Genomic DNA, 21105 nt, shown 5'->3' on the forward strand with positions numbered 1-21105 from the left:
TCAAAGGGGTCAGATCAACTTGAAATCGACTATTGAACTTAGCTAGTTTGTTCAAGTTGATCTGACCCTCTTGATTGATAAAAAAAAACGTGGCTTTTGCCACGTTTTTTGTTTTTAGGATTTAAAAATTGAGTTAGTCATCACTTATACTTAAGTCATCGCGTTTCATCCAAACGGTTGTCTGTGCGGAATTAAAATTACTAGTCCAATCGGCAAAAACTGCATCAGCTTTATCTTCACTGCCTAAATGTTCAGCTAAAGACTTGCCAAAACTCTTTTCCAGTGGAGCCATATCTGCATAATCTTCAAATGGTACTACTAACATTAAGCCACCATCTCCGGCGCTGCGCCAAGACCAACCCCAACTATGTGCCCATTTCATAGCTTTAGCATGATCGCTTATCACCTTTTTACTTTGCTCGGTGTTTTTTCCATGTCCCATTTTTACGTCATAAGTAGTGACTTCGAAAAACTTATATTTTTTGCCATTGTTAGGCCAGTGGCCATTTTCTAAATCGACTCTATCGAAGTAGTGCTCATATTTAGCAACATAAGCTGCGACGGTATTATTCCAGTGTTCGCCGATTTTGTTTTTATTAGCCCAATCATTATAAGCACTAACATCTTTAAACGCAGTGCAGCAAAAGCGGACTGTGTAGTTGCTAAGATCTTTACCTATCGTTGGTACGTAGGTGTTCCAGTTGCGAGGATCGCCTTTAGATTTACGATATTTAAGGTGTTCGATAAAAGCCTGTTCAAATTTTACTACTTGTCCGGGATTAGGGGTCATAAGCCAAACTTCAGCTAACGATTTTACTTCTTTGTCTGCCGCAAAAGCTGGAGGGATTAATATGAAAAGCATAGTAAATATGCTAACGATGGTGTTTCTTAATATTTTCATTGTTACCTTTCCTTGAAGTTGAATACCACTTTATGGCGTTTAACAACCAACTCTTACAACAATTACTTAAACTTAAGTACAACAATTTTAGAATTAACTACGAACGTTCCCTTTATATGTAAGGGAATTAATGGCAAGTTCAGCTATAGACTAGTAAAGTATTTGATTAATGCCACATTTGCCAATATTTACATTTTAAAAAAAGTGTCATAAATCACCCCTTTGGGTGTTTTTAAAAAGTACCAAGATTATTAAGGTGTTAACTTTAAATATAATTATAACTAAAAGAGATAACATGATTATTTACAACATTACTGCAAAAGCTTTAATAGCATTGGGCGTATTATTTTTCAGTTCGATATTCTTAAAAGTCATCGCAGGCATTGATTTAATACCTGATTCAACTTATTTAAGTCATTACTTTATTAGCTTTGCTGGTGCTATGGTTCTAGCTTGGGGCTTAGTGATGAATAAAGCCGCTAATAATAAACAAGCTTTTCCTATTGTGGCCTATGCCACCGGTGTTATGTTTATTTTGTTAGCCGTTATGCGAGTTGTTGCATTTTTTGTTGCTGAGCAAGTGTTTGACTTTGTGCCTAGTTTAATTGCGCACGCATTACCAGCAGTTGAAAGCGTAACATTTTTTGTTTTAGGCTTTGTTTTCTTAACCCGTTATAAGTCCTAAATAATAACGCGTTTGGTTTTTATACCATAATTGCTTAGTAAAAATTCTGAAGGCCGGTCACTGATAATGTGACTGGCCTTTATTTTATGAGTAAATAAAGTAATCAATGATTGGTGTTTTATATAATTCGTAGGTTATTCTTATAAAAAACGATTATTTTATATCTATGTATTTACCGATAAAGCTAAGTTGTTATGAGCGTAATATACAAAGAGTCTGTAATTAACAGGCCGGATAAAAGATTATTTAAATAGGGAATGAAAATGAATGATAGTTATTTAAGACTGTGTTCTTGGGGTGGTCCAATCTTTTGCGTATTGTTTTTAATTGGCTTTATTGGGTTTGCTGATTTTATGCCGCCAATTTCTCCTGCTAATAGTGCACAAGAGGTTGCTGATATTTACAAAAATGACGCTACATCAATTAAAATTGGTCTGATTTTTATGATGATAGCTACTAGTTTTACTATGCCGTTTGTTTCGGCAATCATCACTCGTATGAAGCAAATGCAAAACTCTAGCCCGACGCTAGTAACGACCTTCGTCATTGTAAGTGCAGCATTATCTTGCTTCTTATTTGTATTGATTTGCTCTTGGGCTGTATCAAGCTTTAGGGCGGATAGGGCACCTGAAATTATTCAGGCATTTAATGACTTTGCCTTTATCTTATTAATTTGGCCGGTGTCTCTAATTCCTGTTTCCTACATTGCGCTAGGTTTAGCTATATTGGCGGATAATAAACAACAGCCTATATTTCCTCGTTGGTTTGCATTTTTAAACTTTTGGTTCGCTGTGCTTGCTTATGGTGGTTGTCTGTTAATTTTCTTCCATGAAGGACCATTTGCTTGGGATGGTTTAATTGCTTTTTGGATCCCTGCGGTTGCATTTTTCGGATGGTACATTGTAACTTCAGTCGTGTTATTACAATCTAAAAGTCCAGCACTCGAGAAATAAATAGCAGTATGTCCTCTTCTGAAAGTACAGTTGCATTAAGCACTGATAGTAACAATAATCATCAAGCTTACTTGCCAAGTGAGCTTGGTGTATGGATGTTTGTCTTTGGCGATTTGTTAATATTTTCAGTGTTGTTTGCTAGTTATGCATGGGAGCGGGTGCAACAGCACAGCATATTTTTAATTTCGCAAAATGAGCTTAGTCAAACGTTTGGTGTGATTAATACCATATTGTTATTAACTGGCTCATTGTTTGTGGTCTTGGCTTTGCACTCTGCTCGCAATAATAAATTAAGTCAAACTAAAAAACTTTTACTTTTGGCCATTGCTACCGGTGTGGGCTTTTTTATTAATAAAGTGTTTGAGTATAAAGATAAGGTTAGTGATGGTTTTACTTTACTAACAAATGATTTTTTTATGTTTTATTACATGCTAACAGGCATACACTTACTGCATGTTTGTGTTGGCACAGGCGCGTTAATTTATTTATATAAGCGTTTATCTTGCCAAGGTATATCAACCGATAATATTAAACATTTAGAAAGTGGCGGTATTATTTGGCACATGGTTGATCTGCTTTGGATTGCACTGTTTCCACTATTGTACCTAATTAAATAATATGACTAAACACACAAGCACCCCAATGCAACTACAGCAAGCTCATACGTCGTCATTAACCAAAGATATTATTATCTGGTTTGGCTTAGTGGTATTTACCTTAATTTCATTTGTTATTGGTCATGAGCAATCCCTCAGTGCTGAATATGCAACTATGGCTATTCTGTTAGTCAGTTTTATTAAGGTACGATTAATTATTCGTTACTTTATGGAAGTAAAATACGCGCCTAAAGCATTAAAAATAGCATTTGATTTATGGTGTCTTATTGTTTGCGCCATGTTAATTTTTATTTTACTTTTCAGCTCCGCTATTTAATCTCAGCACTTATATATCACTCATTTATAGATGTAGCATCCGACCTTGTTTAATCCTTGAGTGGGTTACAATCTTGTAGCTTTATACATTGTTGAAATGTTATTATTTGTAGTCTTATAAATACAAAAATTTCCAGCGACATCATCGTTCACATTCATCAATAGTTAACTTCCCACAATATGAAAAAAATAATATTCCTAGCGGCTTTTATCGCATCGCCAAGTTACGCCATTACAAATTTAGAGTTTGCTCGAGCTAATGCCCAGCAAAAGCCACTTTATGGTGAACTTGAATTTTCCATGTCAGGTGAACAAGGTAATAAAGAATCACAAAAAACAGAAACCGGTGGGGTACTTTCCTTCAGTGATGAAAAAAATCATTATATGGCAATTGCCGAACACGTTTGGCAAGAGCGTGATGATGAAGTCTATAAAAACCAAGGCTTTCTGCACTTAAGATATACTCGTACCTTGTCAAAGACTGAAACCGGCAGTGACAACTTTGAAATGTTTGTGCAAGGTCGACGAGATAAGTTTCTAGATCTTGAATCACGCCGATTAGCCGGAGCTGGATATCGGAAACGTTTTTATAAGGCAGATGCAAAATACAGTAATGCGTTTGGTGCTGGTGTTTTTTATGAAAGAGAAGAAGCCACCGATAACTTAGATAATGAAAAAAATAATGACTGGCGCTTTAATGCTTACTGGCATTTTAAATCAACCGCTGTTGATCGTTTAACTATTGAAAATGTGCTGTATCTACAGCCATCGTTAAAATCATCTGATGATTATCGAATTCATGATGAAATACGCGCAACCAATCACTTTACCAAGCACTTTTCTGTTGGTTTCTCAGTGGTGTATTCTTACGATTCTGCGCCATTAGGTGATATTGAAAACTATGATTTAAGCTACGGTTCGTTTGTTAAATACGTTTTTTAAATCAAAATTAGCCCACAAAAAAGCCATAATGCTGACACACTATGGCTTTTAGCTTTTAGTTGTTACTGTTCACTATCGACTATAAAGACAACCTCAGTATTCGTGTCTACAGCAACATTAACTTCTTCTGTGTCAACAAACTGAATATCATCATCAAGTTCTGCATCATCATCCGTGTTACATGTAAATGCTGCAGTATAATCACCAACAGGTACAAAACCAATTTCAAAACTATGATTACCAGCACCATCGGTTGTTAAGACTGAACTTGCTAAGGGCTCGAGTGCATCGTCAGAATAAACGGCCATATTATCTTCAAGCAGCGTTTTTTCATCAGCAGGGTAAATATATACAGCGGCAAGTGCTACATCAACTGGCAACTGGTCTAACTCACAATTGTTCATAATAAATGCATCATCAACACTACCCGATAAACTACCTATTTGATTGTCATCAACTAACCTTACACCTCGTGGTTTAAGGAAGTATTCATCTTTCCCTACAGGGTTAGTCATTGATTTTCTTAAATCAAACTCTAATGTATAAGCTGTGCTACCGCCTTGTGCAACGGTAAAACCATCTAATTTTAATTCATTCGATGGAACTGTAACAGGAATCTGTTCGTCTAACTCATTTCCATCTTCGTCCATAGGCACAGCATAAGAGCCTTCGCTCATTGTTAAGCGTAACTGCGTGTATTCACCAGCTTCAACATCGACGTTGCTCAATAATGAAATTGAATTAACTCCAGTATAAGCTTTTAAGTCTATACCAACGGTATTTGGTGTATCACCACAAATGCTATCAGCGGGTAAAACTCCAGCATCATCACCAACGGTAAATACTTTACTTTTATCACCGCCTTTTAGCTCAACTTGGTTAAAACAAATAACTACTTGTGACAAACCATCAACAGGAGCGTCGCTTATACCGAGCGAAAATGTAGCTGACTCATCAGATGAACCACCACATGCAGTAAGTAAAAGAGCAGGTATTATTGCTGATAGTAGCGTTTTTTTAGTTAACATACTTAAATCCTAGTTTAGTTATTATTTTTTGTATCTTCTAGGAAAAGTCAAATGAGGCAAAAACGAATGTTTTTGTTGATCCAATAAGCTGCGCTGATTGAAATCCATTGATAGACTTTTTCGTTAGAAAAAATGTCTTTAACAGCTAAAGACACGATTGTTTTTATACAATTTATCAATTACGTATAGACTATAACTGAAAAAATTAACAAATTATATACATTTTTTAGCTAGTGTTGAGTTCAGTTAGAAGATGCTTAGGTGTGTTTAAAACCATGCCATAAATTTACATTTATGGCATGTGAAGTGGTGAGTATTGTTTTATGCTTTTACTTGCTTTGTTATAGCATGCTTTTTGTCGGAGCTAAATAGAGCATTCTTAAGGACCTTACAGAACATCTTAGGCTTCATTAAGGTTAATACATGCTTGTTAAGATGGGCCACGTGTAAATAAGTATTAAAGGCATCCCCATCTTTACTGGCTAAATCTAGTACTTGGTTTACATACCAAGTTAGCATTGGCGTATAAAATGGGCGCTTACCATTAACCCAAGGGTAGCGTAAGTTTTGCTCACTAATAACAAACCAGATGTAGTCAAATAGCCGCGCAGATTTTTTATAATACTTTTTAGTAATTGTATTTACTTGTTTTGGCTTGCGCTGCAAAACTTTGCCTAACTCAAGAGCTTCTAATACCGCTTTAGTCATTCCGGCTCCAGAGATTGGATCAGCACTACCTAAAGCATCGCCGATCGCGATAAAGCCGTTAGGTACATTATTAAGCTTTTCATAGTGACGACGGAACATTTTTGGGTACTTAAATGTTTTAATTTCAGTTGTTGGCGTTAAGTCTTTAATAAATTCGTAGACATCATCACGCACACATTCTTTAGCTTTTGTTAAAAATTCTTCGTGTGAACGAACCACCTTATGACAGTCGTACGAGCCGATAGTAATTAATAAGTTGCGCTTCTCTTCACCATAAAGAGCGGCATAGCCAATTTGCTTAGTTTCAGGTCTACGGCCATAAAGTAGCAACATCCCCCAGTCAGGCACTTGCTCAGGTGTAAGTTCGAATAAGCAAGTGGTGTAATAAATATTAACGTTTTGATCAGTTTGTTCAGGCTTAGCAAAACCATGCTCTGCAAGTAAGTTAGGTAAGCTAGTATTTTTGCCTGAAGCATCAATCACTAAATCGGCATCGATATATTCGCCGTCTTTTAATTTAACTCCGCTAACGGTATTGCCGTCGGTAATTAATACATCATCAACACTGCTACTGTAGCGGTAACTGATATTGTTATATTTATTAAGCTGGCGTCTTAAAACTGTTTCAAATACTCTGCGCGGCGCTGCCATAATAGGAATGCCAGACTCATAAACATATTTCCAATGACCATGTTGGTATATGCGGTAATCACGAGACGAGTCATAGGCCTGTGTACCTGCGGCTTTTAAATCATCTAAAAAGCCCGGGAATAAAGTATCAAGCTCTCGCTGGCCTCGTTGCAGTAAGTGATGAGCGTGGTGTGCTTGTGGAGTACTGCTGCGAACTTCGTCAATATGATGGTGTTTATCGCGCTCTAGTACTACAACTTCTTGGAATGTGTCACTTAATACGCGAGCTGCGGCAATACCGGCAATACTACCACCAATAACAACTGCTCGTTTATATTGCTTGCTTAAATCTGGCTGTTTAATCACTGTTTTTTCAGCGGCTATACTTGATGTTTTTGCTGCCTGAGTTGCAACAAATTTCTCAGCGTAAAATTTAGTATTGGTAATATTGCTATCTTTAAACCAGCCTTTAATGGCATTAAGCATTGGAGGTGGTCCACACATATAGCAATCGGCATCACCATCAAAGCAGGCATCAGATGATAATAAATCAGTAACAAAACCTGTAGCACCTTGCCATTGCTCATTAGCGGTTACCGGTACTAAGTGTACGGTTAAGTTAGGAAGGGCTTGTTGTAAACTGGCTAGCTCATCTTGACAGCAAAACTCTTCTACTTGATTTACGCCGTAGTAAAGGCTGATTGGTTGGTTATTTGAACCGCCATTTTCGGCAAGTTGTTTAAGCATAACAATAATGGCTGAAATGCCTGTGCCACCAGCAAAAAATAATGCTGGACGGTTAATTTCTCTTAAATAAAAGCTGCCCTTAGGGTGCTTTAATTCGATATTATCACCAACTTCAATATTACTGCGCAAGTAGTCACTCATCACCCCTTGCGGCAATAATCGAATGATAAATTCCCAAACATTGTCGGCATTACTCACATTAGCAAAAGAGTATGAACGCCATTCATTACTACCTGGAATATTCATTGATACGAACTGTCCCGGTTGATAATTTAGTTGGCTTATATCATTGGCTGCCTTTAATACTAATTTAGCGGTGTTTTGTGATACTTCATCAACAGATACTACTGAGGTGGCTATTGTGCTGTTCTCACTAGGCTTACATAAGCTTTTTGGGTAATCGAAGTGGATTTCGGTATCACTGCTAACATGCATTGTGCAAGGGAGTACCATACCAGCGTCTTTTTCACTTGCGCTTAAAGCTGTATCTTCGGTTAATTCATATTTACCTTTATTACAATTTCCCGCACATACTCCGCATAAACCCTCGCGGCAATCGTTCGCCAAAAATACACCGTGCTGTTCAGCTTTTTCTAATAAGTTTTCTTTCTCGGTGATGCTGAATTCGGTTTTTTCATTATCGCTAAAATGAAATTTAACTTGATGAGCCGTCATTTTAACTCCCTAAAATTTAAATTATTTATTCATTGTATTTAGCTTACGTGGTTAAAACATAATGGTCTTTTATAAAAAGTTGCTGTATTTTATAAAAAACGCTTATTTATGTTGTAAAGGTAAATGCAGTAGTGGATACAATTAACACGTTAGATCAAACCAAAAAAACTATCCGTACTATGTTGGGAGTAGAGCCGGTAGCAAGCTTTACTTTAGGCAAAAAATCACCTTTTGGCTTAGAGCGCTTTGTATGTAGAGAGGTTAAGGGAGTCGTACCTAAATTTGGCTCTTTAGTCATAGGAGTCCAATTTTCAGGAGCGAATATTAAAACATTTTCAAGTTTGGGCATTGAGGATAAATCAACGACCAGCATGATAAGTATTTTTCCAACGGATGTTGAAATTTCATTTTCAATGTTAGGTGATGTCGATTTTGCTTTGCTTGAAATTGTTCCCGATACTAGTGCGTTAGCGAATAAGCTGTATCAAATGGCTAAGTCATTAGTAGCGGTTATGTTAGTTGGTGATGCTTTACTCGACACCTTGATCAGGCAATTGCTATTACTTGCCCAAGAAAATAACCAGGATGAAGAGTATATTGATTCGTTATTGTATACCATCATGTTGCACACTCAGCGTTTATTACAAAAACAACAAACCAATAGTTTTACTTCTAATTCATTACAGTTAAACCGTATTCGCAGTAGTGTTGAATATATACATCAAAACTTACAGGAGCAGTTGTCAGTGCAATTGTTGGCAAAAAAATTAGATGTAAGCGAGTCTTATTTTAGGAAAATATTTACTGATGTTATGGGCAAAACAGTGCACCAGTTTATTTTACAAACAAGACTTAACAGGGCTCGAGAGCTGCTTATACATAGTGCGTTATCAATAAGTCAAATTGCACAAAGCTTAGGTTTTAGTAGTCAAAGCCATTTAACTACGCAATTTGCCAAAGCCTATGATGTTACGCCTGCGCAATATAGAAGAAACATTCGCTGATTTGTTGCTTAGGCTAACCGTCTTAATCTAAAAGTTTCATCGATGCACTGAATTTAACCCGAAAGGGCTATGATATTTTTCATTTAGCTAGGCTAAGTTAATAAATAGAATAAATTTATTATAATTGTTAAGAAGAATATTGTATGTCAGGTCCACTATCTAAATTAAAAGTACTCGATTTATCGACTCTCCTTCCAGGTCCTTATGCCAGCATGTTGATGGCAGATATGGGCGCAGATATTTTAAGAATTGAAGCCATAGGTCGCCACGATTTGGTTAAATCATTTCAGCCAAGTCACAATGGCAGTTCGTATTCATTTTTAACATTAAACCGCAATAAAAAAGCAATCGCCCTCGATTTAAAACAAAGCAGTGCGGTTGAGTTAGTGAAAAAGCTTATTAGTGAATACGATGTTGTGCTTGAGCAGTTTCGCCCTGGTGTTATGGCTAAACTTGGCCTAGATTACGACACATTAAAAGCAATTAACCCTAAGCTGATCTACTGCTCTATTACTGGTTACGGTCAAAATGGCTGTTTAAAAGATAGAGCAGGGCACGATATTAACTATTTAGCCCTAAGTGGTTTATCAAGCTTTAGTGGTACGCAAAAGTCTGGGCCAGTTTTAAGTGGTACTCAAATAGCAGACATTGCTGGCGGCTCACACCATGCGGTCATGGGAATATTAGCTGCAGTTATCGAGCGCGGTACAACTGGGCTTGGTCAACATTTAGATATTAGTATGACTGATGCAGCCTTTGCTTTAACTGGAATGTTTGGGGCTGGTGGTGTTGGCGCTGATGTTGATCCTACCTTAGGCGGCACAGTATTAAACGGCGGCCATTTTTATGATTATTACCAAACACAAGATGGCCGTTATTTAAGTGTTGGCAGTTTAGAGCCAAAATTTGCTCATATATTCTTTAGCAATATAGGTCGTATTGAGTGGCTAGAGCGAAGTAACTCAGTTAAGCCTGAAGAGCAGCAAGCTTTAAAAAACGATATAGCGTCAGTTATTGCAGAGAAAACACTAGAGCAATGGGATGATATTTTCTCTAAATTAGATGCCTGTGTTGAACCTGTTTTAACCGTTTCACAAGCGGCTAAATCTCAGCTTATGAGCGATCGAGAAATGGTGGTAAATGTACAAACTGTTGATGGTGATAGCGTTAAACAAATTGCCCCTGCGATAAAATTTAACAATAACAGCTTATCCTCTATGTATGTAACTGAGCCCAACAGCGCTGATACTAAAAACTTACTTACCGAGTTTGGCTATAGTGAGCAAGAGATAGATGCGATGGTGTCTGCAAAAGCGCTTAAATAGCATAAAAAGATAATTTAATAGTACTTTTGTGACATTGTTTGCTAGAGGGTAAGCGCTTAAATTAAAACCATAAAATTAATACCGTAAAATAATACCAACTAATTAACTTGGTATAAGCAATCGCATGCAATTGATAGTGCAGTTTGAATAACGAGAAGAGATTATTATGAGAAGTGAATTACAAGAAGAATTAAACATTTTTAGAGAAACGGTTGTTCGTTTTATTGAAAATGAAATCGCTCCACATTATGAAGAGTGGGAAAACAATAAAATAATTCCAAAAGCATTTTATGAAAAAATGGGTGCTGAAGGTTTACTTTGTTGTGACATTCCAGAAGAGTTTGGTGGTTTTGGCGTAAGCGTTGATTTTAACATGATGGTTGTTGAAGAAATTGCTAAAGCGGGCTATTTTGCACTTGCTTGTAATTTAATCGTACATTCAGATATTGCAGCTCATTATGTATTAAATATGGGCACAGCTAAGCAAAAACAAAAATACTTACCTGGTATGATTGATGGTAGTTGTATTGGCGCTATTTGTATGACAGAGCCTGGCGCAGGTAGTGACTTGCAAGGTATGAAAACTACAGCAACACGTACCGACAGCGGTTGGAGCTTAAGCGGCTCTAAAACCTTTATCTCTAATGGACAAAATGCATCATGTTATATTGTTGCGGCTCGCACTAACCTTGATGCGCCTGGTTCAAAAGGCATGACTTTATTCTTAGTTGATGGTGATAAAGCGGGCTTTACTCGTGGTCAAAACCTACACAAAATGGGACAAGCTGCCTCAGATACCTCAGAACTATTCTTTGATAACGTAGAATTAACCCAAGCGGATGTTTTAGGTAATGTCGATGAAGGCTTTATTGGCTTAATGCATGAATTACCACGTGAACGTTTAGCGTGTGCATGTATTGGTACCGCTCATGCTGAAGGTGCATTAGCGTTAGCCGTTGAGTACATTAAAGAACGCCAAGCATTTGGCGCACCTATTGCTCGTTTACAAGATATCCGTCAAAAAATTGCTCATATGGCTACGCAAACTGAATTACATCGTTTGATGATGGAGCAATACAAGCTGCTATTAACTGAGAAAAAGCTAACAACTGTACAAGCAAGTATGGCGAAATACTCAGCGTGTGAAATGGAGTGTGAAGTTATTGATACTGCGCTGCAAATGTTTGGTGGTTACGGTTACATGAAAGAATATCCAATTTCGCGTTTTTATGTTGATGCTCGTGTACAACGTATTTATGGCGGAACATCAGAAATAATGAAAGAGATCATTGGTAAGGGCGTTATCGGTAAAGTTTAAACTATTTAGTTTTTGAATAAATGATTGCAAAGTTAGCTTCTAAATAGGTTAACTTTGCAGTTAAAAGTCTTAAAGTACCATTCTTCTATAAAATAATTAAACTCATAATCGATTACGCACCTTGTTAAATGAGTCTATTTACCTTCCATTCCTTTCATATTCCAATCTATCGCTTACATGGTATTTGTTTACTATATACTTGTTATCAAGTATTCCTTGTGGTTATAGCTGCAAATAAAAATAATTCATTTTAATAATGAAGCATTGATCAATATACTAATACCTACTTATAAAATATTGAGAATGATACTCTCAAACAATTTAAGTAGTCGATTTAGTCTGAATATATTTAGCTTTACGTTAAGTTTAATGGTGTTATTGCGATATCGTAACTATAATTTGTTTCTTATCAAATAGTTAAATTGTATCTGTTGGCATAAGTTTATACTTGAAGTATGCGTTTTTTACTTTTCAATTGCTTATCTTTAACTGAGAATAAATTTAGTAAATGATTAGAATTTAGTGTTGGTAGTAGGAATAATGTGAACTATGAAAGTGCAAGAAAGTAACTCGTTTACTCCTAAAAATGGCAATCCGATGCTTGAAGAGTTTCTAGAAATATCAACCCCTGATAAAATTAGTTGGTTGCCTGAAACGCTTGGCTGGCAGATTGTTGTGTTTCTTTTTGCCTTGCTTATCTTATATCGTCTGTATCTTAAATTTAAATATTACATGGATAATGGCTATCGACGTTGGGGTATCCAACAATTAGAGCTATTATCCGAAAGTACTGAAGATCTGCAAAAGTTGCCGATATTACTCAAAAAAACCGCGATTTATGCATATAAAAGAGAAAATGTTGCCGAACTCACAGGTTTAGCATTTGAGACTTGGCTGGATCAAGAATGTCCACAAAGTGAATTTTCGAAGACTCCAATATCAGGATTGCTTAACCACTTATCTTATAGTCCTGCGCCAGTACTAACCAATGAGCAGTTTAATAAACTTAAAATCCAAATTAGTCATTGGATTAAACATCATCAGGGGGAGTTATGATAGAACTCGCTTACCCTTGGCTGCTTTGCCTAATAGTGTTGCCTTTGCTGGTCTATTGGTTGTTTCCAACTTATAAGGAACAAAAAGATTCGCTCCAAGTTCCTTATTTTCAACGATTGGTCAGAGTATCGGGAGAGCAACCCAAAAAAGGCGCAGTAAAGCTAACTCGCGGTGTGTTACAACGAATTTTATTAGCTATAGGTTGGCTTGCTTTAATACTCGCTGTTGCCAAACCTGAATGGGTTGGAGAGCCAATAGAGCAGAAAAAGTCTGCGCGAGAAGTTATGTTTGCTTTAGATTTATCTGGTTCGATGGCTGAACAAGATTTTACTGATCAATCCGGTAATAAAATTAGCCGTTTAGAAGCTGCCAAAGCGGTATTAAATGAATTTGCTAGCCGTCGTCAGCATGACCGACTGGGTTTAATTCTTTTTGCTGATGCACCCTATTTACAAGCGCCATTTACTCAAGATATTGCCACGTGGCAGCAATTACTCAATCAAACTAAATTAGGTTATGCAGGTTTTAAAACAACCTTTGGTGACGCTATTGGTTTAGCGATTAAAATTTTTCAGCAAGACAGTAACAAGCAACGAGTACTTATTCTTCTTACTGATGGTGAAGATACTGGCTCTGCCATGCCGCCGGCTAAAGCAGCTGAAATAGCAGCCCAAAATGATATCAAAATTTATACCATCGCAGTGGGTGATCCCAGTAGTAAAGGCGACTATAAAATGGATATTAAAACTCTTGAAAAAGTCGCGAGTGTTACTGGCGGTAAAAACTTCCAAGCACTAAATAAAGAAGAGCTAAGCAAGGCATACGATACAATCGATAAGCTAGAAAAAGAACTTTATGAAGCAGCGTCCTACCGACCAAGAACGAGTCTGCATCACTGGACTATTGGCATTTATTTTGTCATCAACTTACTGGTTGCCATCTTATTCTTAATGGCTAAATTAGCTCGAGGTAAGCAAGCACTATCAATAGCAGAGTCCAAGGCTGAAACAGCAGATGAGATGAATGAGGTGGATCGTGTTTGATTTATTAGCTGATAGCATTAATAGCCTAGCTTTACACCAACTGGCTGACTTTCATTTTATAAGACCATGGTGGTTGTTGGCCATCATCCCTATGTATTTATTTATGCGCTTTGTGATCAAGAGTGAAGAATCATTGTCACAATGGAAAGCTCATATGTCAGATACAATGATCTACCACTTAGCGATCAAAGAGCAACAAAAAAGGCGATTTACACCCAAAAAGCTATTTATGCTGTTTGCGGTGATAATAACCCTTGTAATGGCTGGGCCTACATGGCAACAACAACCAACGCCATTTTTTACTGATGAATCAGTATTGATAATTGGTTTAGATGTATCAGCTACTATGAATAAAAGTGATGTGCAACCATCAAGGCTTCTTCGTGCTAAGCAAAAAATAAATCAAATATTAGAAAAACGAGGGGACGCAAAAACAGCTTTAATTGCTTTTTCTGGTTCTGCTCATGTTGCCATGCCTATTACTCAAGATAAAGAAATGATACGCCACTTTTTGGATGTATTAGACAGCAGTATGATGCCGACAACAGATAAAGTACCGCAATCTGTAATACCACAAGCTAAGGCGTTATTAACTCAGGTGAAAGCACCATCAAGTATTTTGCTGTTAACGGATCAAACAAATCAGATAGCGATTACTGGCTTTGGCAATTTATTAGCGGATACGCCGCACCAACTAGTCGTTTGGGCTATTGGTGAAAACCCCGATAGTGGCTTAGAAAATAGTACAGGCCTAAGCTCGAGTGAGTTAAGCTCGCTTACACAACTAGCACAGGCTGGTAATGGTAATATGGTGCCTTTTACTCATAACTCTGATGATGTTGAGACGGTATTACGTTCATTAAATAATACCTTACAAAATGTTGACGATAACTCGCTTCCTTGGTTCGATGCCGGCTACTTATTATTGTTTTTACTGATCCCACTGCAAGCGCTTTGGTTTAGAAAAGGGTGGACAATGCAATGGTAAATACTATCAATACGGTAACTAAGGCATTCAATAACAAGGCTTTTACAAAGTTAAGCGAAAGCATTAAAACTTATAAAACTCGTTGGTTAATAACGGCTATTTTACTCATTACAATGAGCATTTATAGCAACCCTCAGTCATTTGTTAATTTATGGCTTAGCCGAGATCAACAAGCCATGCTTATGGTTGAACGTGAAGAGTTTGGCAAAGCGGCATTGACATTTTCCGATCAACATTGGATTGCTTATAGCTATTATGCCAATGGTGAGTTTTTACAAGCCGCGAATGTTTTTGCTCAAATTCCAGGGAAGCAGGCATTATTTAGTCAAGCGAATGCATTAATGCATGCGGGCAATATCAACTTAGCCATAGCAAGGTATGAAAAGCTGTTAGAGATAAATTCACAACACGCTAAAGCTTTGCATAACTTAGCTGTTGCAAAAAAATTGGCAGAAAATCAGGTTAAAACTCAAAGCAAAGGTGGCCAAGGCCCATCGCCTGACAATGCAGTAGAAATGAGTGAAGAAGAATTAGCGAAAATAAAAGCAAAGCAACAAAAAAAACAGCCTCCTTTGACAGGAGAGATGTGGTTGCAGCAAGTAGATCAAAACCCGACTAAATTTTTACAAAACAAGTTTCAACAGGAGTATGTAGATGCAAACCGTTAATGCATTATTTCAATGCTCTATGCATAACTTTATAAAGCTGTTTTTAAGCGCTTTAATAATAACACTGACTAGCTTTACTTCGGCTAATGCAGCAAGCTCAGCTTCTGTTGATGATTTAATACAAAATGGACAGTTAAAGCTATCTATAAATTTGAAACCACAAAGTCAAATCGTTCTTGGTCAGCAAGCAATATTAGAAATAAAGTTAATTAGTCACTATGACTTTAGCGATAATATGACGGTTGATTTTTTCAATATTGAAAATGCCATTGTCGCCAAGCCTTTTGCTAGAACAGACTTTAAAATAGACACAATAGATGGTAAAAAATGGTTTATACAAACAAAAGAAGTGGCGCTGTATCCAATTAAAGAAGGGGAGTTTTATGTAGCCCCAATTTTAACCGAAGCCTTTATTAGTGTTGAAGGAAAAGCCGTTTATGGCAATATTCAAACACCTGACTATACATTTAGTATCACTCAAGCAGATAAACTTACGGCAAGAGATGATTATATTGCCAGCTCAAAATTAGACGTTGTTAGACAAGTTAGTAAGCAGCCAGAGCAACCACTTAGGATTGGCAGCGCTGTGACTTTAACTAGACAGATCCATGCAGATAATTTACATAGTGTTATGTTACCTGATCTTCAGCCGATTAAATTTGAAGGTGTGCAGATTTATGAAAAACCACAAACAAAGTCAGATAGCTATGACGTACTTCGCGAGATAAACATAGCTAATTTATCTTCATCCGTAACATTGATTTTTCAGCAAGAAGGTCTGTTTAAACTTCCTGCTGAGACTATCTTTTGGTGGAACACGAACAAGAACCAACTTGAAACAATAAAAGTGCCAGAGATGAGTTTTCAGGTTGGTGAATCAAACGATGAAATCATCGCCAATGCTCCAACAAAAGCAGACGGTCAACAACAAATTAGCCTAAGTGGGATTAATTGGTGGTTAGTTATCGTAATTTGTACTGCGCTTTTTTTTACTTTAGCTATTGCTAAAGTTATCAAGCAAAACAAACAAGCGATAGTTGCGAATTTTAAACACCGTATATATTACAAGCAGTTAATTAATCGATATTTCAACGCAATTGAGCAGAATAAATATCAACAGGCACTCGCTTGCTTATATAAAATATCCGATATTAAACATAATAATATGCCGGCATTAAAGGCTTTGGTTAAGAATGAGCAAGCACAAGCAACCCTTGAGTTACTTTTTACTTTAGCCTTTGGTAAAAAAGTAGCAACAGACTCTATTTCTAAACAAAGTGCTAACGCCTTATTACAAGCCATTATTAACAAAAAATTTGAAACGAACTTTTTTACTCCTGTTAAATATAATATGAAGTTAAATTGATCTAGATTAAGCAATGCTAAGTTGTTAGCAATATAATGAATTATTGTTATTTTTCTGTAACTAATAAGAAGATATTCCTAATAAATGAAAGCATTTTTTCAGGCAATGTTGGCTAGTTTTAAAGACTTGCTACCAATTATAATTGTAATAGCCTTTTTCCAGTTGATGGTGTTACAACAGCCTCTTCCTAACTTCATCGAAATTATCATCGGACTACTTATGGTGGTCACGGGGTTAACATTTTTTGTGTTTGGCTTAGAAAAAGCTCTTTTTCCTCTTGGTGAAAGTATGGCTGATGCTTTTGCTCGCAAAGGAAGCGTGTTTTGGTTAGTTATGTTTGCCTTCTTTCTTGGCTTTGGCACAACCATTGCCGAGCCTGCTCTTATCGCTGTTGCAGCAAAAGCCGGAGATATTGCCGCTAAAGCTGGCGCTATTGTTGATACACCTGAATCCATCGAAAGCTACGCATTTGGTTTGCGCTTAACGGTCGCTTTCTCTGTAGGTTGTGCAATTATTTTAGGTGTCATTCGTATCTTAAAAGGCTGGCCAATTCAGCGAGTAATTATCATTGGCTATATCTTAGTTGTGGTGATGACTTATTTTGCTCCGAAAGAAATTATAGGTATCGCTTATGACTCTGGCGGGGTAACCACATCGACTATCACAGTACCTTTAGTAACAGCCTTAGGTGTTGGTTTAGCATCAGCAATTAAAGGTCGAAACCCTATGCTTGATGGCTTTGGTCTCATTGCTTTTGCATCACTGCTGCCGATGATTTTTGTTATGGCTTACGGGATGATGTACTAATGAATTACTTTAGCGATTTACTTAGCACTTTTATACAAACCATTGTTGACGTTACGCCGATTGTACTTATTTTAGCGGTTTTCCAATATGGCGTATTAAAGAAACAAGTGCCACAACTTAAAGAAAAAGCCATTGGTTTATTTTACGTAATTCTAGGACTTTCCCTCTTTTTACTTGGCCTAGAAAAAGCTCTGTTCCCACTTGGAGAGTTAATGGCAGAGCAACTTACCGCTCAAGAATTTATCGCCAGCAGTAAAGCAGGACCTGTCGATTGGACAAGTTACTACTGGGTCTATTTATTTGCCTTTGCTATTGGATTTTCAACAACTATCGCAGAACCATCATTATTAGCCGTGGCAATTAAAGCCAACCAAGTATCTGGTGGTGTAATAGGTCTGTGGGGATTACGAATTGCAGTAGCTTTAGGTGTTGGTTTTGGTATTACCTTAGGTGTTTATCGTATTGTGGTTGGGGATCCAATTCACTATTACATTATTGCAGGCTATATTTTAGTAGTGATCCAAACTAATTTTGCCCCAAAAATGATAATCCCCTTGGCTTATGATTCTGGTGGTGTAACAACATCGACAGTAACGGTACCGTTAGTTGCCGCTTTAGGATTAGGTTTAGCGAGTACTATTGAAGGCAGAAGCCCGTTAATTGATGGATTTGGCTTGATAGCTTTTGCTAGCCTATTCCCAATTATATCTGTAATGGCCTATGCCCAAATCATTGAATATATTAATAAAAAAGTAAACTCAGGAGCACAATAATGCATTTTAAACTGATTGTTGCATTCGTTAATGATGAAGTCACAGACAAGGTTCTTGATGCTGCACGCGAAGCTGGTGCAACCGGGGCTACAGTGATCAACCATGCACGAGGCGAAGGTCTAAATAAAAAGACAACATTTTTTGGCTTAAATCTTGATATCCAAGTAGATGTTATTTTATTTGTGGTAGAAGAGCATTTATCTCGCCATATATTAGAAACCATTGATGAAGTAGGTGGTTTAGATAAAAACTCTGGCGCAGGTATGGCAATACAGCTTGATGTTGAAGACGCTATTGGCGTGCAGCATCAAATCAATAAATTAGAAGATGTTATTAAGGGTAAGTTATGAGCACTAAAAGAATAATCCAAGTTCAAGAGGCAATGAACAATCGGTTTATTATTTGTGATGGACTAGAAACTGTTTCTGCAGCAATAACTAAAATAAAAGAAACTAATGTAAGTACTATTATTGTTGAAAAACGAGATGATAATGATGAGTACGGAGCTGTGTTTTTATCAGATATTGCTAAAAAAGTTATCGCTCAAGACCGCTCACCTAACCGCGTTAATCTATATGAGATTATGACTAAGCCTGTACTTAGCGTATTGCCCGATATGGACGTTAGATATTGTGCTCGTTTGTTTGAACAATTTGGTATTTCACGAGCGCCAGTAATAAAAGATCATAAAATATTAGGCATGATCAGTTACTCCAACATTGCCTTAATATCTGGTGATAGTGATAGTGATAGTGATAGTTAAATTATATTAATTAAAAACAACAAACTAATTTAGGCCTACAGGCGCTAAGTTAGTTTGTTCAGCTTACTGCATTGGATCTTTTTATTAGCTAAGAATTAAGGGGGCTCTTAGCTATGATGCAGCAAATTGTTACTCATTTCTTTCTGATAAATTTTGCTTCACAATCTCTGAGTCTTGTTGAGCGTAAAACTCAACTTTAAATTCGGTATCTTCTGTCATTAATTCTACTTTATGCCAATACTCAGGTGGCGATACGGCAAAGTCGCCAGCTTTTATGGTAATTTCTTGTTCAACAGCGCCGCGGCGCTCACTAAAACCGTAAAACTTTAACTCACCTTTGCTAACACAAATTTTTCCATAAACGCCGGCTTTGGTGTTGTGTTCAAATAAAAACATTTTTGGAATGTTATCTTTATTCATCACAAATGTTGTTTTGTAATTTACAAAATCATTAGGAATACTCATTGTTTTACTCTTAGTTGTTGTACTTAGTTTCTGTATTTTGTTGTCAGGTTAAGCTTTAAATAATACCAATTCCATTAAGTTTACGATCTACTTTTTCATGAGGAAAATGGATAAATACAAGGCATAAAATTTAGTAAGTAGTTATTCTACTTATAAATTTTATAACGCAGTAGTTATTCATTTTAACCATTAAAAATGAGCGGTTAATTAATGGACTTGGTATAATTACACTAGCTTACCAATATGGTTGAGCAGTTTTTCTTTAAACCATCGATGCGCAACGCTGTTTTCTGTACGTTTGTGTTCAAGTAGGAAAAATTCAACCATATTATCTCCGGCTAAATCAAAGGTATATAAAGGAGCAAACTGCTCAGCGAACTCTTTTGACTCACTCAACATACTCATACCAATAAGCAGTGCATCTGTGCTGCGTAATATATCGGTTAATACGTACATCTGGCTTGAGCGATAGACCGATTTAGGCATCACCCCATGCTTAATTAATAAAGAATCCACCGGGTTACTAAATTTAACGTGGGAGTCGTTTTCTACGATTAAACCTAAAAAGTTACAATCCATACAATCGGTTAGCTTTAAATTTTTTATCTTAAATAAAGGGTGACCTTTACGGGCATAAATAATCGGGTTTACTTTACCAATAGGAGTAGAGATAAACGATGGGTGATAATCTTTTGATACATGAACCGCAAAATCTAATGTACCTGATTCTAAATAGTCAAATGGGTTTGATTTAGCCGGGTATTCCGATAAATTGATGTGCGGTGCTTCTTTAAGTAACTCCTTAAACATAGGTAAAATTATCGATTGCCCCATTATCGATGGAATAGAAATACCAAAGTGCTCTTTACTGGTACTAGGATCGAACTCATTATTTTCTAGAATATGTCCTAATGACTCCATTAGTTCCGGCAACATTTGCTCTATACGAGCGGCTTTTGCCGTTGGACTAATACCTGTAGATGTACGATAAAATAATGGATCATTAAATGTATCACGCAGGCGTTGTAACGTTCGGCTCATTGCTGGCTGTGACAAATAAAGGGTTTGTGCCGCTTTACTCACATTACGTTCTTTTAGAAGTATGCTAAGGGACACTAGTAAGTTTAAATCAACTCTAGATAATTTTTGTTCTAACAAATTCATGTATGTCACCCATAATTAATGTTTAAAAAATTATACTTCATCATCTAGCTATTATCCACTTTGGTAATATTGCTTTTTTAAATAAGTCATTATACAGAATAATTCATTACATCTATCATAGCTTCATCGATAGGGTTGACGATTGATTAAATTAATATAGTTTG

22 protein-coding genes are annotated in these 21105 nt (G+C 36.7%); 17 read left to right on the forward strand and 5 right to left on the reverse strand.

Annotated elements, in window-relative coordinates; genetic code table 11:
* Positions 1-133 precede the first annotated feature (133 nt).
* Complete coding sequence (locus FNN08_RS02815; protein WP_143583239.1) at positions 134-901, reverse strand: hypothetical protein; 768 nt, start codon at positions 899-901, stop codon at positions 134-136.
* 295 nt (positions 902-1196) lie between these two features.
* Here FNN08_RS02815 and FNN08_RS02820 point away from each other — a divergent pair, with 295 nt between their 5' ends.
* The 5 genes from FNN08_RS02820 to FNN08_RS02840 all read left to right on the forward strand — a co-directional run bounded on the left by FNN08_RS02820 (position 1197) and on the right by FNN08_RS02840 (position 4413).
* Entirely contained in the window at positions 1197-1586 is a 390-nt protein-coding gene (locus tag FNN08_RS02820) for a hypothetical protein (RefSeq protein WP_143583240.1), read from the forward strand.
* A 263-nt stretch (positions 1587-1849) separates the two neighbouring features.
* Complete coding sequence (locus FNN08_RS02825; protein ID WP_185962549.1) at positions 1850-2539, forward strand: hypothetical protein; 690 nt, start codon at positions 1850-1852, stop codon at positions 2537-2539.
* A gap of 8 nt (positions 2540-2547) precedes the next feature.
* On the forward strand, positions 2548-3156 hold the full coding sequence (locus tag FNN08_RS02830) for a cytochrome c oxidase subunit 3 (RefSeq protein WP_143583242.1): 609 nt from the start codon (positions 2548-2550) through the stop codon (positions 3154-3156).
* Between the two features lies 1 nt (position 3157).
* Entirely contained in the window at positions 3158-3472 is a 315-nt protein-coding gene (locus tag FNN08_RS02835) for a cytochrome C oxidase subunit IV family protein (protein WP_143583243.1), read from the forward strand.
* Positions 3473-3651: 179 nt separating this feature from the next.
* A complete protein-coding gene (locus FNN08_RS02840) occupies positions 3652-4413 on the forward strand; it encodes a DUF481 domain-containing protein (protein WP_143583244.1) in 762 nt (253 codons plus the stop codon).
* 62 nt (positions 4414-4475) lie between these two features.
* On the opposite strand, the gene FNN08_RS02845 is transcribed toward FNN08_RS02840, so the two are convergent.
* On the reverse strand, positions 4476-5441 hold the full coding sequence (locus FNN08_RS02845; protein ID WP_143583245.1) for a DUF4382 domain-containing protein: 966 nt from the start codon (positions 5439-5441) through the stop codon (positions 4476-4478).
* A 321-nt stretch (positions 5442-5762) separates the two neighbouring features.
* Positions 5763-8201, reverse strand: coding sequence for an FAD-binding oxidoreductase (locus tag FNN08_RS02850; protein WP_143583246.1), 2439 nt, complete (start codon positions 8199-8201; stop codon positions 5763-5765).
* A gap of 131 nt (positions 8202-8332) precedes the next feature.
* Between FNN08_RS02850 and FNN08_RS02855 the strand changes: the two genes are divergently transcribed.
* From FNN08_RS02855 to FNN08_RS02910, 12 genes are all read left to right on the forward strand, one after another.
* Complete coding sequence (locus FNN08_RS02855; protein ID WP_143583247.1) at positions 8333-9205, forward strand: helix-turn-helix domain-containing protein; 873 nt, start codon at positions 8333-8335, stop codon at positions 9203-9205.
* A 143-nt stretch (positions 9206-9348) separates the two neighbouring features.
* Positions 9349-10530 (forward strand): CaiB/BaiF CoA transferase family protein, encoded by a 1182-nt coding sequence (locus FNN08_RS02860; protein ID WP_143583248.1) that lies wholly within the window; start codon positions 9349-9351, stop codon positions 10528-10530.
* Positions 10531-10696: 166 nt separating this feature from the next.
* Positions 10697-11848 carry an acyl-CoA dehydrogenase family protein gene (locus FNN08_RS02865; RefSeq protein WP_143583249.1) on the forward strand — a complete coding sequence of 384 codons (1152 nt, stop codon included), beginning with the start codon at positions 10697-10699 and terminating at the stop codon, positions 11846-11848.
* A gap of 549 nt (positions 11849-12397) precedes the next feature.
* Positions 12398-12904, forward strand: coding sequence for a DUF4381 domain-containing protein (locus tag FNN08_RS02870; RefSeq protein ID WP_143583250.1), 507 nt, complete (start codon positions 12398-12400; stop codon positions 12902-12904).
* Positions 12901-13947 carry a vWA domain-containing protein gene (locus FNN08_RS02875; protein ID WP_143583251.1) on the forward strand — a complete coding sequence of 349 codons (1047 nt, stop codon included), beginning with the start codon at positions 12901-12903 and terminating at the stop codon, positions 13945-13947. Before FNN08_RS02870 ends, FNN08_RS02875 begins: the two co-directional genes overlap by 4 nt.
* On the forward strand, positions 13940-14935 hold the full coding sequence (locus FNN08_RS02880) for a VWA domain-containing protein (protein ID WP_221931759.1): 996 nt from the start codon (positions 13940-13942) through the stop codon (positions 14933-14935). The genes FNN08_RS02875 and FNN08_RS02880 overlap by 8 nt, the downstream gene beginning before the upstream one ends.
* On the forward strand, positions 14929-15603 hold the full coding sequence (locus tag FNN08_RS02885) for a hypothetical protein (protein ID WP_143583253.1): 675 nt from the start codon (positions 14929-14931) through the stop codon (positions 15601-15603). The genes FNN08_RS02880 and FNN08_RS02885 overlap by 7 nt, the downstream gene beginning before the upstream one ends.
* Positions 15590-16969 (forward strand): BatD family protein, encoded by a 1380-nt coding sequence (locus FNN08_RS02890; protein WP_143583254.1) that lies wholly within the window; start codon positions 15590-15592, stop codon positions 16967-16969. Before FNN08_RS02885 ends, FNN08_RS02890 begins: the two co-directional genes overlap by 14 nt.
* Before the next feature lie 84 nt (positions 16970-17053).
* On the forward strand, positions 17054-17776 hold the full coding sequence (locus FNN08_RS02895; protein WP_143583255.1) for a DUF1538 domain-containing protein: 723 nt from the start codon (positions 17054-17056) through the stop codon (positions 17774-17776).
* On the forward strand, positions 17776-18549 hold the full coding sequence (locus FNN08_RS02900; protein ID WP_143583256.1) for a DUF1538 domain-containing protein: 774 nt from the start codon (positions 17776-17778) through the stop codon (positions 18547-18549). Before FNN08_RS02895 ends, FNN08_RS02900 begins: the two co-directional genes overlap by 1 nt.
* Positions 18549-18899 (forward strand): P-II family nitrogen regulator, encoded by a 351-nt coding sequence (locus FNN08_RS02905; RefSeq protein WP_143583257.1) that lies wholly within the window; start codon positions 18549-18551, stop codon positions 18897-18899. The genes FNN08_RS02900 and FNN08_RS02905 overlap by 1 nt, the downstream gene beginning before the upstream one ends.
* Complete coding sequence (locus FNN08_RS02910) at positions 18896-19312, forward strand: CBS domain-containing protein (protein WP_143583258.1); 417 nt, start codon at positions 18896-18898, stop codon at positions 19310-19312. The genes FNN08_RS02905 and FNN08_RS02910 overlap by 4 nt, the downstream gene beginning before the upstream one ends.
* A gap of 129 nt (positions 19313-19441) precedes the next feature.
* On the opposite strand, the gene FNN08_RS02915 is transcribed toward FNN08_RS02910, so the two are convergent.
* Both FNN08_RS02915 and FNN08_RS02920 read right to left on the reverse strand, forming a co-directional pair.
* Positions 19442-19777, reverse strand: a complete 336-nt coding sequence (locus FNN08_RS02915) for a DUF1971 domain-containing protein (protein ID WP_143583259.1) — start codon at positions 19775-19777, stop codon at positions 19442-19444.
* A 225-nt stretch (positions 19778-20002) separates the two neighbouring features.
* Positions 20003-20941, reverse strand: a complete 939-nt coding sequence (locus FNN08_RS02920) for a LysR family transcriptional regulator (RefSeq protein ID WP_143583260.1) — start codon at positions 20939-20941, stop codon at positions 20003-20005.
* Between the last annotated feature and the right edge of the window lie 164 nt (positions 20942-21105).

The organism is Thalassomonas sp. M1454 (assembly GCF_007097525.1).
GTDB lineage: Bacteria > Pseudomonadota > Gammaproteobacteria > Enterobacterales > Alteromonadaceae > Thalassotalea_A.